This window comes from Bifidobacterium asteroides (assembly GCF_019469425.1).
Lineage (GTDB): Bacteria > Actinomycetota > Actinomycetes > Actinomycetales > Bifidobacteriaceae > Bombiscardovia > Bombiscardovia asteroides_I.
On sequence record NZ_CP048272.1, the window covers coordinates 1,999,716 to 2,014,036 of the forward strand.

The 14,321-nt window shown below is 61.2% G+C and carries 9 protein-coding genes and 1 tRNA gene; 1 reads left to right on the top strand and 9 read right to left on the bottom strand.

The features are described from left to right. Positions 1-100: 100 nt before the first annotated feature. Positions 101-2,176: a P-type ATPase actuator domain-containing protein gene (locus GYM67_RS08315; RefSeq protein ID WP_220236420.1), complete on the top strand. Its 2,076-nt coding sequence runs from the start codon at positions 101-103 to the stop codon at positions 2,174-2,176. 73 nt (positions 2,177-2,249) lie between these two features. Here the strand turns inward: GYM67_RS08315 and clpB are convergent, their stop codons facing one another. The 9 genes from clpB to GYM67_RS08360 form a co-directional block, all read right to left on the bottom strand. Continuing rightward, positions 2,250-5,027 (bottom strand): ATP-dependent chaperone ClpB, encoded by a 2,778-nt coding sequence (gene clpB, locus GYM67_RS08320; protein WP_220236421.1) that lies wholly within the window; start codon positions 5,025-5,027, stop codon positions 2,250-2,252. A gap of 160 nt (positions 5,028-5,187) precedes the next feature. Then, a complete protein-coding gene (locus GYM67_RS08325) occupies positions 5,188-6,003 on the bottom strand; it encodes a fumarylacetoacetate hydrolase family protein (RefSeq protein WP_220236422.1) in 816 nt (271 codons plus the stop codon). 66 nt (positions 6,004-6,069) lie between these two features. After that, positions 6,070-6,882 (bottom strand): YggS family pyridoxal phosphate-dependent enzyme, encoded by an 813-nt coding sequence (locus tag GYM67_RS08330; protein ID WP_220236423.1) that lies wholly within the window; start codon positions 6,880-6,882, stop codon positions 6,070-6,072. Between the two features lie 131 nt (positions 6,883-7,013). Then, positions 7,014-8,066 (bottom strand): tRNA glutamyl-Q(34) synthetase GluQRS, encoded by a 1,053-nt coding sequence (gene gluQRS, locus GYM67_RS08335; protein WP_220236424.1) that lies wholly within the window; start codon positions 8,064-8,066, stop codon positions 7,014-7,016. 73 nt (positions 8,067-8,139) lie between these two features. Continuing rightward, the gene (locus tag GYM67_RS08340) at positions 8,140-9,486 is read right to left on the bottom strand and encodes a metal-dependent hydrolase family protein (RefSeq protein WP_220236425.1); all 1,347 of its coding nucleotides are present in this window, start codon (positions 9,484-9,486) and stop codon (positions 8,140-8,142) included. 162 nt (positions 9,487-9,648) lie between these two features. Then, complete coding sequence (locus GYM67_RS08345) at positions 9,649-10,383, bottom strand: MIP/aquaporin family protein (protein WP_220236426.1); 735 nt, start codon at positions 10,381-10,383, stop codon at positions 9,649-9,651. 662 nt (positions 10,384-11,045) lie between these two features. Then, positions 11,046-11,119 (bottom strand) — tRNA-Lys (locus tag GYM67_RS08350). Positions 11,120-11,214: 95 nt separating this feature from the next. Further along, complete coding sequence (locus GYM67_RS08355) at positions 11,215-12,735, bottom strand: formate--tetrahydrofolate ligase (protein ID WP_220236427.1); 1,521 nt, start codon at positions 12,733-12,735, stop codon at positions 11,215-11,217. 39 nt (positions 12,736-12,774) lie between these two features. Continuing rightward, positions 12,775-14,301, bottom strand: coding sequence for a C69 family dipeptidase (locus GYM67_RS08360; protein ID WP_220237475.1), 1,527 nt, complete (start codon positions 14,299-14,301; stop codon positions 12,775-12,777). Positions 14,302-14,321 lie beyond the last annotated feature (20 nt).

Genomic DNA, 14,321 nt, shown 5'->3' on the forward strand with positions numbered 1-14,321 from the left:
CGTTTTTTCCGCAAGGAATCGGCCTTAAGACCTGTGCCGGGCCGCGATGAAGGGCACAATAGGAGATATTAAGGGGTTGGAGCAAGACCGAAGGAGATCCGTGGGTGTCGATATCTTCCTGGCGATAGCAGATCTGGTCGTGGCCTGTGCGGTCACCTGGCTGATCATCTGGTACTTCCTTATGCCATCGGCTCATGCCAGTGGCCAGGAAGCAGCCGCAGACTCCCCAGCCAACCGCCCCTGGCGTGATCCCGAGGACTGGGGCAAATGGGGGGCTGATCTGGATTCTCGCAGCCACCGCCTGCTCAGGCCAACCATCGTAAGTGCCCTGCTGACCGCGCCTGTTTTAGTTCTGGATCTGTTCGATCGCTTCGGCCCCGATCTGATTCCTTCTTGGCTGACCAGCCCCTGGGTCCAGGCTATTCTGATAGCCCCGGTCATCTTCTACGGCGGCCGTGGAACACTCACAGGCGGGTGGAAGGCCATGACCGAGCACCGCTGCAGCCCCGATCTCCTGGCCGCGCTGGCCACAAGCCTGGCCTACCTATACAGCCTGGCTACCTGCCTGGCTGGATCCCTGCTGCCGGAGGGCTCCCGATCCCCTTACTTCGATCTGGTCGGCGTGGTCATCACCCTCCTGCTACTGGCCCGGGTCATCGGCACCAGAATGGAAGCCTCCCTGGTGGCTTCCTTGAACCACTTGACGGAGATCCGCCCAGCCTCAGGTCTGGTGGCCGATTCTCAGCATCCTCAGACAGTCCCCGCCCAGATACTTGCACGTGACCAGATCCGCCCAGGCAATCTGCTTCTGGTACGTACAGGCGAGCGCCCAGCGGCCGATGGGCTTGTGGAGTCAGGATCGGCCCTGGTGGACGACAGCGAGCTGACAGGTGATGACAGACCCCGGCCGTGCGGACCCGGCGATCGAATCCTGGCCTCCAGCAAGATCCTCGAGGGTCGACTGTCCATCCGAGTGGATGCCGCCGGCGACAACACCTATGCAGCCAGGCTCGTGAAGATCATCCCCCAGGCCCTGGTCGAGCGATCCCCCGCTATGCGCAGGATGGATCGTATCGTCCACACAGCCATCGCCCTGATCATGATTCTGGCTGTCTGGACCTTCATGCTCTGGCTCATGCTGGGCCCGCAGCCCCACTTGGCCCATGCTGTAGGCAATGCCGTCTGTGTACTGACCATCGCCTGCCCCGCCGTCGCAGCCATGACCATCCCCATGGCCTTCCGAACCAGCCTGGAGACGGGTCTGGCACACGGTCTGCTCTTCACCTCGCCACGGGCCATGAACCACCTGGGCCGGGTGCACACCCTGATTCTGGATGACTCCTCTCTGCTGGATCCCGACGACGCGGAGGGCCAGGGTGTCCACACGGAATCCCTGACCCGGACCGCCACCCATCTACGCGCCCTGCGAGTAAGCAGCCTGATCCTGGACGGGAGCCGCCAGCCGGACGACAGGATTGAGCGGGCAGCCCGCCAGGCGGGCGCGGATATGCTGATCACCCGGCTGACCCCCGAGCGCAAGCGCGAATGCATGGATCGGCTCAATCACGACCTGACCCGGACCAACAGGGGCATCCCACTTGATCAGACAGGTCAAGACCCAGCATCCGCCGTGAGGCAGGGCCGAACCAGCCTGGTGGCCCTGGCAGCTGGGACCACAGCGGATCCCGAACTGACGGCCAGGGCTCAGGTGGACATCGCTTTGGGTCCAAAACTCCAGGCTGACACGGACGAAGCCGCAGACGACATCGACCTACCACAGCCGGACCTTATCCTGCAGCAGGGCGACCTGGACGGAACCAGTAGGGCCATAGAACTGAGCCGAGCCACCACCCAGGTCATCAGGGAGAACCTGACCTGGTCCACTGTCTACAACGTCATCGCCCTGGTCATTGCTACCGGAATCTGCCAACCCTTCCTAGGCTGGATGCTCAACCCCATGATCGCAGCGGTAACAGGGGCTCTGTCCTCCATCCTGGCCATGCTCAACGTTCGTCGTCTGCACCGGTTGCGGCGCCTGCGCCGTCGCTGGCTACACCTCGCCCTGATCGACACGGACCAGCTTCCGACAGTCGCGGCACGACGCCCCCAGATCATCGTTGACAGCCAGTGGAAGCCCATGCAAAAGGGCAGGGACCCAGCTGCTGCTATGGACTGAATCCACAGAGCACGGCAGCTAACGTAAAAGGGCCGGCACCTGGAGATTATCCCGGTACCGACCCTGATTGATCTCAGTGAGTCTGGCCCTGACCTTGGTCATCGCCACGCGCAGCATGACGGCCACGGCCACCATCGCGTCCGGCATCGTCGGCATCAGCATCACCGTCAGCCGTCACACCATCGACCTTGACCGAATCATCGACCAGATTCTCGGTGGGCCAGGCAGTCAGTTCCAGATGGTCGCCGCCGGTTTGGTCCACTAGGACCGTGTCACCGTCGTGGACCTTCCCGGCAAGCAGCATCCTAGCCAGTTGGTCGCCCACCTCAGTCTGCACCAGCCGACGCAAAGGACGGGCGCCGAAGGCCGAATCGTAGCCCACGTTGGCCAGCCACTCCCTAGCGGAGTCGGTGACATCCAGGGTGATACGCCGATCGGTCAGCCGTTGGGCCACTTGCCGGACCTGGATATCCACAATGGAACCCAGCTCGTCACGGGTCAGCGGATGGAAGATGACCAGATCATCCAACCGGTTGATGAACTCGGGCTTGAAGTTGGCGTGGACAGCATCCATGACGGCCTTGCGCTTGGCCTCCTCATCCAGGTCGTCCCGGACCAGGAACTGCGAGCCAAGGTTGGAGGTCATGATCAGGATGGTGTTCTTGAAGTCCACCGTCCTGCCCTGGCCGTCAGTCAGCCTGCCGTCGTCCAGAACCTGCAGGAGCAGATCGAAGACTTCAGGGTTGGCCTTCTCCACCTCGTCGAAGAGTACCACCGAGTAGGGCCGCCGACGCACGGCTTCGGTCAGCTGGCCGCCCTCCTCATAGCCCACGTAGCCGGGAGCAGCGCCGATCAGCCGGGAGACCGAGGCCTTCTCCATGTACTCCGACATATCGATGCGGACCATGGCCTTCTCGTCGTCGAAGAGGAAGTCGGCCAAGGCCTTGGCCAGCTCCGTCTTGCCCACGCCGGTGGGGCCCAGGAACATGAAGGATCCAGTGGGCCTGTCAGGGTCGGCGATGCCGGCACGCGAGCGCCGGACCGCGTCGGAAACTGCATGGATGGCCTCTTTCTGGCCGACCACCCGCTTGCCCAGGTAGTCCTCCATATGCAAGAGCTTCTCATTCTCGCCCTCCATGAGCCGCCCCACAGGGATGCCGGTCCAATCAGAGACGATCTCCGCTACGGAATCCGCATCAACGTGGTCAGGAACCATAGGCTCCTGGGCTGGCCCCCCAGCGATGTCAGCCCCATCGGGACCAGCATCATTGGAGGCGTTCTTAGCCTGCTCGGCGGCGTTCTCCGCCTGGGCCAACTGCTTGCGAATGCCTGGAATCTCCCCGTAGAGAATGCGGGAGGCCTTCTCCAGATCACCTTCGCGGGTAGCCTTGTCGGCCTCGACCCGCTTGGCGTCCAGCTGAGCGCGCAGGTCACCGACCTTGTTGTGGCCAGCCTTCTCGTTCTCCCAGCGGGCCTTGAGGCCGCCCAGCTTTTCGCGGGAGTCCGCCAGCTCGGCCTGCAGCTTGCTCAGACGGTCCTTGGAGGCCGGGTCATCAGCCTTCTTCAGCTGCATCTCCTCCATCTCCAGACGGGTGACGCGACGTTGAAGCTCGTCGATTTCCTCAGGCTGGGAGTCCAGCTCCATCCGCAGATGTGCAGCGGCCTCGTCAACCAGGTCGATGGCCTTGTCTGGCAGCTGACGACCCGAGATATACCGGTTGGAAAGGGTGGCCGCAGCCACCAGGGCATCATCCCCGATGGTCACCTTGTGGTGGGCCTCATAACGCTGCTTGAGACCACGCAGGATGGCCACGGTGTCCTCCACGGAGGGCTCGCCCACGAAGACCTGCTGGAAGCGGCGCTCCAGAGCCGGATCCTTCTCGATGTTTTCACGGTATTCGTCCAAGGTGGTGGCGCCGATCAGGCGCAGTTCGCCCCTGGCCAGCATGGGCTTGAGCATGTTGCCCGCATCCATGGATCCCTCGGCGGCACCAGCACCGACGATGGTGTGGATCTCGTCAATGAAGGTGATGACCTGGCCGTTGGCGCTCTTGATCTCATTGAGGACGGCCTTGAGTCGTTCCTCGAATTCGCCACGGTACTTGCTGCCAGCCACCATGGAGCTCAGATCCAGGGAGATCAGCTTCTTACCTTGCAGGGTGGTGGGTACGTCGCCCGCCACGATACGCTCAGCCAGGCCCTCGACCACAGCGGTCTTGCCCACGCCGGGCTCTCCGATGAGGACAGGGTTGTTCTTGGTACGCCGGGAAAGGATCTGCATGACACGACGAATCTCCTGGTCCCTGCCGATGACTGGATCCAGCTTGCCCTCCTTGGCCTGTGCGGTCAGATCGGTAGAGTACTTCTCCAGGGCCTTGTAGGTGCCCTCGGCATCCGGGCTGGTCACCTTGGCGCCGCCGCGCACCTGGGGCACGGCCTTGCGCAGGGTATCAGCCTGCAACCCGTTCCGGTTCAGAATATCGGCGGCCTGCGAGGGACCCTGGGCGATGGCGATAAGCAGGTGCTCGGTGGAGACGTATTCATCCCCCATGGCCTGCATTTCCTTCTCAGCCTGGGCCAAAGCCATGCTGAGCTGACGGCTGGCATCGGGTTGCGAGGCCGTAGATCCGCTGGCCGATGGCAGAGCCACCAAGGCCTGACGGACCTCGGCTCCGACCCGTTGGCTGTCACCACCGGCCGCTTGGATCAGCCCAGGCACCACGCCGGACTGCTGACGCAGCAGAGAGTCCAACAGATGGAGCACATCCACCTGGGGGTTGCCGGCCGCCGAGGCCGACTGGATAGCATCGCCGATGGCCTGCTGAGCCATGGTGGTGAAGTTTTCGTTCATAGAGCATCCTCCAACATTCTTCGGCGGGACCAGCCGAATCACTCGACCAGACCCCGTCACGGGTTCATCTGTCTTCTACAACAGCGAAAGGAGGACACCTATTCCCAAACTTGAGCCTAAATGACTCAAGTTTTTATGTCGCTTGTTCTCCTGTTATTTGCTACTCGTCGATGACCACATTGCGCAGGTAGCCGATTCCCTCCACCTGGACAGTAGCCTCGTCGCGGTTTTTCAACGAACCTGTGGCGTTAGGGGTACCGGTCATGATGACATCGCCGGGCAGTAGGGTCGCGAAGCTGGAGATGAAGGCGATCTGCTCAGGGATGGAGTGGATCAGGTTAGCGGTGGTGCCCCTGGCCTCAGGCACCTCTTCCCCGTTGAGCTTGAAAGAGACCTTCGCATCCCGGTAGTCCAGGTCGGTCTCGATCCAGGGCCCAAGAGGGCAGGCGGTGTCAAAGCCCTTGCAACGGGTCCACATGGGGTCGTTCTTCTGCAGGTCACGCAGGGTCACATCGTTGACGCAGGTGTAACCCAGCACATGGTCCATAGCCTCATTGACGCTCACCTTCCGGGCCATCCTGCCTATGACGACGGCCACCTCTGGCTCATAGTTCATGTCCTTGCTGCAGGAAGGCTTGACAATGGGGTCGTCAGGGCCAATGACCGAGGTGGAGGGCTTCATAAAGAGCATGAGCTTTTCCGGAGGCTCCGGGTTCGAGGACTGGCCATGCTCAGCCATGTAGGCGGCGTGGGCGCGGTAGTTCTTGGCCGCTCCGTAGATCTTGGAGGGGATGACCGGGGCCAGCAGCCGCACATCCTCGTCGTCCAGGGGGTAACGCTTGCCGGTGGGTTCGACCTGCTGGCCAGTCAAGGGGTAGCCCCTTAGCTCGACCAGGTAATCCTTGCCGTCATGCTTGTCGGTTTGGACGAAAGCGTATCGTGGGGTGTCCTTGTAGGAAAAACGCGCGATTCTCATAGGGCACAGTCTAGCCCCAGGCCGGGCCTCTTAAGAGAATCAGGCTCCCAAACAGACAGCGGCTGGTCAGATAAAAGCCCGCGGGCCGAAAATGGCTGTACCTACACGAACCTCGGTCGACCCCTCAGCCACCGCATACTCCATGTCTCCGGTCATCCCCATGGACAGCATGGTGCAGGTGCCGGTGCCAGACTCCCCCGAATCCCTGATGCGGTCGCGCAAATCACGCAAATGGGCGAATCCGCTCCTAATGACGGCCTCGTCGTCCACATGTGCACCGACGGTCATCAGACCCTTAAGCTGAATCCCCTCCATAGCAGCCAGCTCATAGGCCAGATCCAGGGCCTGGTCGGGGGCGCATCCCGACTTGGCCTGCTCGCCGGACTCGTTGACCTCCAGGAGTATGCCCACGGTCCTGCCCGCAGCCAGTGCCCGCGTGGCCAGCTTCCGAGCCAAGGAAGGCCCGTCGACCGACTCGACCGTGTCGACATATGGCAGGATCTTATTGATCTTGTTGGATTGGAGCTGCCCGATCAGACGGAAACCCACGCTGGATGAATCTCTGCCCGCAGCGTCGGTGCCAAGGACCAATCCCCTGTCCCGACAGAGCTCCAGCAATCCCTGGGCCTTGGCGGTGACCTCCTGGGGACGGTTCTCGCCGATCCGCTGCACCCCGGCATCGATGGCTGCCATGATCTCGCCCACATCGCGGGTCTTGGTGGCCGCCAACAGAGTCACCGAGCCTTCTTTTCGGCCGGCGGAGCCCTCCGCTTTGGCGATCCTGTCAGACACACGCTTGACCCCATCTGCGATCTGCGCGGCACGTTCCCGGCTGATCCGGCGATTGCCCAGATCCTTGTGGTCCATATAGGCGACCATGACCCGCTACCTCCTTAAAATCCGGAAACCTTGACTGAGGCCATGGTAGCCAGTGGCTCATACCGGCAAATACACAGCCCCGGGAGAAAGCGGAGGCCGTGAACAAGCGACAAAACTCGAGTTAGAAGAACCTACAAACTCGGCTTCACATCAGAAACGGTCAGCTCGTTTGGGTCGCTCAGGTCCAGCTGTCGGTCTTCGCGGTCAGCAGCCAGTGTGTTCCACGTGAAACCATCCAGCAATTCCTGTGCGCTTGCAGGTCTGGGCCGTTGCAAGAGACCCAGGATCCAGCCGCAGACTCCCAACACCTGCCTGGCCGACCAGCCGTCTCTTCTGAGTGACCCCAGGTCCGGCGATCCAAAGCGCTTGGACATCCTCCTGCCGTCTACGCCATCGATCAGCGGCAAATGGGCATACTGGACACCAGGAGCCTGCGGTTGGAGATGATGCCGAATCCACATCTGAATGGCTGTGGACCTCAGCAGGTCCCTTCCTCGCACAATCTGATTGACGCCCATGGCCAAGTCATCCACCGTCACTGCCAACTGGTAGGAAACCAAGCCGTCCGAACGTCTGACGACCACATCGCCGACCTGCCTGGGCAGATTGAAGGACTGCGGGCCATAGATCAGATCGTCGAAGCGACAGGTGGCATCCGGCTCGTCGGACTGATCAGGGACCGCGATTCGGAGGCTGTGCCTCTGCCCCCGGGCCAGCCTTTCACTGATTGTCTGATGGGAAAGTCCTCGGCAAGTGCCCGGGTAGACGATGAACCCGTCACCTTCATTCGGCGCTGATGCTGCACGAATATCGGCCCGCGAACAGAAGCATGGATAAACCAGGGGCTGCCCACCGATCAATTGCTGGGATTCCAGCAGCTTCAATGCCTGACTGTAGATATCGGCGCGCTGGGACTGGTAGACCGCCTCGCCGTCCCAACCCAACCCCAGCCAGGCCAGGTCATCCATGATCCAACGATCAGCATCCTTGACCACTCGCGGCGTATCTATATCTTCGATGCGGAGCCGCAGAACCCCACCAGGCCCTTGCGACCTGACACCCAGCCAGGCTGCCAGACAAGCATAGATATTGCCCAGATGCATCCGCCCAGTCGGCGAAGGCGCCAACCTTCCTACGACCTTGGCCTGGCCGGCTCGGCGCACTCTCAGTTCACTCTTTTGCATACCGACATGCTTGCATACCATCCGGTCATCGTGGAAGCAGCAGAGAGCTCGGCCATTGCCTGCCCCTAAATGGTCAGAAGCTGTCGAGCAGGCGATCGATCTCCTCGAAGTGCTCGACCTCAGGCCGCCATACCGGCTTGCCGCGCACAATGACCAGCTTGGGATCAGCCAGGGTCCGTACATTCCTGGCGGGATCCTCGTCAAGGACGATCAGATCCGCATCCTTGCCCGTGTCGACCGAGCCAGTGACATTGTCGAAGCCCAGGTTTCGGGCATTGACCTGAGTTGCGGCGTGGAAGGCCTGCGCTGGAGTGAAGTCAGCGTACCGCACCAGATAATCCAGCTCACGCCAAGTGCCGTACTGGGGCACGAAGGTCATGCCGGTGTCGGTGCCAACGCCGACGGCAATGCCGTTCTCGTGAGCCTGCTTGGCGCTCTTGACCATGCCGTCGACTACCAGCTCGGAATTGCCTCGAACTATGTCGCTGATCCCCAGCTCCTGCTGGCTGACCTTGACCAGCGGCAGGCCAGCGGACAAGGTGGGGTCCAAGGCCGAGAAGCCGCGAAGCGAGCGCGGATTGTCGAGGAAGAGCCCAATCATCTCGTCGTCAAGGGCGCTGCCATGCTCGATGGTGTCCACGCCAGCCTTGAGAGCGGCCTTGACCCCCTCCGGGCTCTGAGCGTGCGCTGCGACGAGCACACCAAACTCATGGGCCTCATCGCAGACGGCAGCCATTTCCTCCTCGGTCATCTGCGGGCTGCCGGCCTCGCCAAGCTTGGTAGCATCGGTGACGCCACCGGTCGCAGCCACCTTGATGGCATTGACCCCATGATCCAGGTTCTCCCTGGTCCGGCGCCTGGCCTCTTCGGGTGAGGAGCAGGACAGGGCGATGAAGGGATCACCATGCCCTCCGGGAATCGCCAGGAGGGGGCCAGCAGCCAGCATGCGTGGACCAGTCAGCTCGTCGGCGTCAATCCTGTCGCGCAGACGAACCGCCTCATACCCCACATCACCCAGGGTACGAATGGTCGTCACTCCCGAGTTCAACAGCGTGGAAACGTTGCCCTTGATCCTGGCATCCATAAGGACTTTCCCGGCAGGGCTGTGCACCACTTTCAAACCAGCATCGACCACACGCGGCGACAGCTCCGTGCCGCCAGATAGGGGCTTGCCGTCGGCGAAGAGGTGGGTATGGGCATTAATGAGGCCGGGTGCCACAAACTTGCCCGTAGCGTTGATGCGATGATATCCGGAAGGCACGTAGGCCAGCGGGGTCGGACAGACCTGCTCTATCCGGCCGTCCGCGGACACCAGAACAGACATATCCTTCTGGACCGTGCCTTTTTCATCACCGGTCGCGATACTGGCATGCTCGAGCACAAACGGCTCGCGCTCTTTCCTGCCTTGAAGACGCCCCATGGTCGTACCTGCCTTCCCATCTCCGATGCACTCATTGCGAGGAATCGGGCATATATGGCCAATAATATCCATGGCAGGACGAACCATTCAAGCTTGACTACGCAATAAACAAGGTCCTGAGCCCCCAAGTTGAAGTCCGGGACCTCGTCGCCGAGCTGCTGATCAGGCAGCGAAAAGAACCTTGAAAATCGCGGCTCCGACGATGGCGCCAATGATGGGCGCCACTACTGGAATCCAAGCCTCACCCCAGCGTGAGTCCCCCTTATTGGGCACAGGCAGAATCCAGTGCAGGAAGCGCGGCACCAGATCGCGTGCGGGGTTCAGACCAGGGCCGGTGGGACCGCCCAGAGAGGTGACCAGCCCCCAGACGATCAAGCCGACAACGATGGAGGCGGCAGCCAACCCCTTAGACCCCCATGGACCCTGCAGACAGCAGAGGGCTCCCAAGACCAGCACAAGCGTGCCAAAGAACTCATTAATAAAATAATTGACCAGCGATCCCGCGGCGTCAGTGGTGCAGAAGGTGCCCAAAATCGGCATAGGCTCCTTGGTCATCCGATAGTGCGGGAAGTAACAGACATAGACGACCAGCTGGCCCAGGGCCGCCCCGACCAGCTGCGCCAGAATATAAGGCAGTACCTGGCTCCATGGGAAGATACCGATGACGGCTTGTCCCAGAGTCATGGCCGGGTTGATGTGGGCTCCGGATATCCCGCCGAACATGAGCACGGGAAACATGACTCCGAAACCATATCCCATGGCAATAGTGAGCCAGCCGGAATGGTGGCCCTTGGTACCCTCCAGATCCACGTCGGCGACCGCGCCGTTCCCGAAGATCATCAATATGGCGGTGCCGACACATTCAGCGGCCAACTTGGTCATGAGCGAATATTCCATTCGACCCTTCACTCCTCTCTCAATGCCGCCTTGGGGCCTTCACCCCAACCGGTCATACATGGGCCAAGGCATGGGCATCATTCAATAAAAAAGGTGATGGCACTAGGCCGAGAAGCGCTCGTGATCTCCATTGATTCAAATAATCCGTTGAAATCCGATATCGCACCAGCTCCAACCGCGTGTCACCATCAACACGACTGCACTCAAACCGGCATAAATGTTTTATGCCAGCCATTGCTGATTATAGCGCATTGAGAACCACGCGCAGCTATCCATATCCCAGACGGATCGCGCACTCTCGGCAAATCACCGAAGTACCCCCCCCCCCCGCTGACTCATCTATCCACTTGATTCGTAAACACAAGACTCACGAACTCTCCTTCTGGTCAGGAATGACCGACCGCTGTTTTTGCAGGCTTCTATGCCAAGCGTGCGCACGGAAAGCTGCGCTAAGGCTGAGATCGCTGGCAGGGAAAGCAATAGGCAGGGGACTTGAGAAACCCGCTGGCTGATAAACAGATAGACTTTGTGCCCCGCTTCGTCAAACTTTTTCCTTTGCCAGGACTTTTGTCACATAGATGTCGCGCAGAATCGATTCTCGTACGGATACACCGGGCATAAAAAAGCCCCGCAACCTTTACGGATGCAGGGCTTTGACTCTGTGCCCCCACGGGGGCTCGAACCCCGGACACGCTGATTAAGAGTCAGCTGCTCTAGCCAACTGAGCTATAGGGGCAGGGCACTTTCAAGAGCCAAGTAGATACTATACACGGTTTCGGCAGGCCCGCAACACGGCGCGTCACAGGTCTGCCGAATCCGTGCATTGCCTGCTCAGACGATCTTGGGCATGGGCGTGGTCAGGGAAGTGGTCAGGTTCACCTGCAGGAGACCGGCACCCGTATGGGCCTCGACCTTCTTCAGAGTGACCGTGCGCCTGTCCTGGTCGGCCCGGTCATCGTCGGTCATGGTAGCTGGCGACTTGACCGCCACCACCACCAGATCCTCGAGAGGAATGCCTGCCTTGTTGCAAAGGTCAGAGGCCGCCTGAAGGCTGCCCTGGAAGCCCTCACGCTCAATAACCCGATCAGCCGGCACGCCGTAGGCGCTCTGGGCGATCCAGCGAATCCGATTCGGCACGGACATACCATGGAGGCTGGTCGTGCCCGCCTCAGCTTTCGCGGTCTCCCGCAGGGCCTTGATCAGATCGTCCAGCTGGGGCTCAAGGGCCTTGCCCCCGTCACGGAAGAGGTTGCCGGCGATGGGCCTGCGGAAGCCCAGACCATCGGCGGTCTCCCGCAAGGATTCCACCTGCTCGTCCTCACCCTCCCAGAGGTTGATCAGCGGGAAGGTGGGGATGCCCAGTCCTTCCAGACGATGCACATGGAAGGGATAGCGCCAGCTCAGCTTAGGATCGTCCCGCCAGGTGGTGGCACGTGTGACGACCACGGCGGCGGCCGGCCATTGGGCCCCATATTCGCGGGCGGCGATGTCCAGCCACTTCTGGGCGCCGGCATCGGCTCCATAGCCCGCCTCGACAACGACCACGTCGTGCCGGGCGCAGGCCATCTCCACGGACACCAGGCTGGGAATGCCGATGGAGACGTTGGCGAATGGCCCGCCATGCACGTAGACTGGAGAACCCTCCAAGGTCTGGGTGAAAGCGGGCTTGACCGCATCAGTCAGGATGCCAGTGATACGCCAGAGGTCCACAAACTCTCCGAAGGTAACTGGACGGCCATCCAGGGTCCCCGCGACCATGGCGGCCACGCGCTGTTCAATCTCCTTCATGCTCCGGGAGAGCACTACAATCTGCATGAGCTCGCAAGTGGGCGTCAGCACGGTCCGCTCAGGCAGGTCGCCCTTGCCTCGGTCCACGGCGATCTGCCGCAGGGACCGCGAGGGCACCTCGCTGACCCGGGGCACTAGGACAGTGTCCAACCGCCCCTCGTCCACTGCCTTCTCCGCAAAGGAGACCAGCAGGTTCTGAGCGGATTCGATGGCAGCCATCTCCCCACACAGACCCCAGTCCACCAGCTCAGGATGCGTCAGGGAGGATTTGCCGCCACCGGAGGCGCCACCCTTGGATCCTGCGGCGGTAATGCCCATGCTGGGCTGACGCAGGACGGCAGCGGCGTCCACGCCCCGGGCGCGCAAGGCATCGATCAGGGCGATGGTGGTGGTGGTCTTGCCCTCTCCCCGCGATGCCTTCAGCGGAGTGTCGGCGGTGACCAACAGCACCCGTCCATGCTTGCGCGGCATATCCGGATGATCCCGCAGATCCTTCAGGTAGCCGAAGGCATCGATCTTGTCAAACAGGCCGTATGGCCTGACGTAATCGCCGAAGCCCGTCATGCGGCTCTCCTCCCTTATGATCCTTGTCAATCGGATGGCTCAGTTGTCGGACAGATGGTAGCCGTTGCGCATGCCCATGCTGGCCGTATAAAGCACCTGGCTCAGCAGATCGTCGGTCTCCTTGCGCAGACGTTCGGCCATGTCCTTGTTGGCAGCCTCCAGCACTTGGCGAACCTCTGGGTTATCAGTGCCCTTGTCGGCGCCTTCCAAACGGGCCACCTGCTCGTCTGCAGCGGTGATCATGCGATGACCCTCAGCGCCTACGCTCTGCTGATAGCGTTCGACGGCCGCCGAAGTGCCCGCAAAGGCCGAGTCGCACAGGGCGGCGACCAGCCGGTCGGACCAGTAGAGGCTGTCGGTGGAGACCCGCCCCGTGGTGTTGGCCAGATAGTCGGGTGTGCGATCCACATTGGTATAGAAGGGAACCAAGGCATTGAAGGCGTTGGACCCATATGAAATCCACTGGATGGCCCTGCATGATTCAGGCTGGTAGGGGCGCAGCTGGATCAGGGACAGCTGGTCGTTGCGATTGATGCCGATGGGGCGGTAAAGTCCCTTGGTATGCTCGTCGCCGGTCCGCCCATAGGGATCGTAGGGTGTGCCCTGATAGTGGGAGCTGAGCAGGTACTTGACATCCTCCACGGTAATTAGCCGCTCAGGCTGACGGCACCAGGGAATGTTGTCGCTGGCGGGAGTGTGATCGGCATCCGGCCCGTCCCAGATCTCGTCATAGGGATTGAGGAAGCGCTGCATGTACCAGGCCCGAGGCGTGTTATATACGTGGTCTGAATCGCTGTGGGATCCAAAGGCGTCACGCGGGTTGAAGGGCGAAGCCGACTCCACGGACAAGTCCAGGTGGTTGTCGGCGATGAACTCCCGCAGGTCGGCCGAGCAGAGGTGGTCGGTCTGGTCTCCAAAGGCGTCGTCCAGATCGAACTCGTCGATGCCCAGCTGGTTGGGCATGGTCACATAGGAGTCATCAGGCACACGCTTGGCGATCCAGTGATGGCCGCCCACAGTCTCCATCCACCAGATCTCGTCCACATCGCTGAAGGCGATGCCATTCATCTCGTAAGTGCCGTAGCGCTCCAGCAGGGAGCCCAGCCGCTGAACGCCCTCCCGAGCCGAGTGGATATAGGGCAGGACGATGGTGACCAAATCCTCCTCGCCGATGCCTCCGGGCGCTGCGGCCAGGTAGTCCTTATCCCCAGGACGGCCCTGGGCAGTGGTGGGCTCAACCAGAGGATCTGCACCCAGAACACGTTCGTTGGTGGTAATGGTCTCGGTGGCTGACATGGCCACGTTGGCGCTGTTGACGCCTGCAGCAGCCCAGAGCCCCTGATCGTGCAAAGCGTCGGGCACCGAGGTATATCGCATGGGATCCTCGGGCAGGTCTATCTCCAGGTGGCTGATCACACTGTGGTAGTGCCGTGGCTGCTGGTCAGGAGTGACTAACACGAAGCGCTTGGGACGAAACTCTCCGTTGGACGAGTCCTCATTCCGAGCGATGATGGTGGACCCGTCATAACTGGCATTCTTGCCTATCAGAAGCGTGGTGCAGGGCATATGAGCGTCTTCCTTTGTCT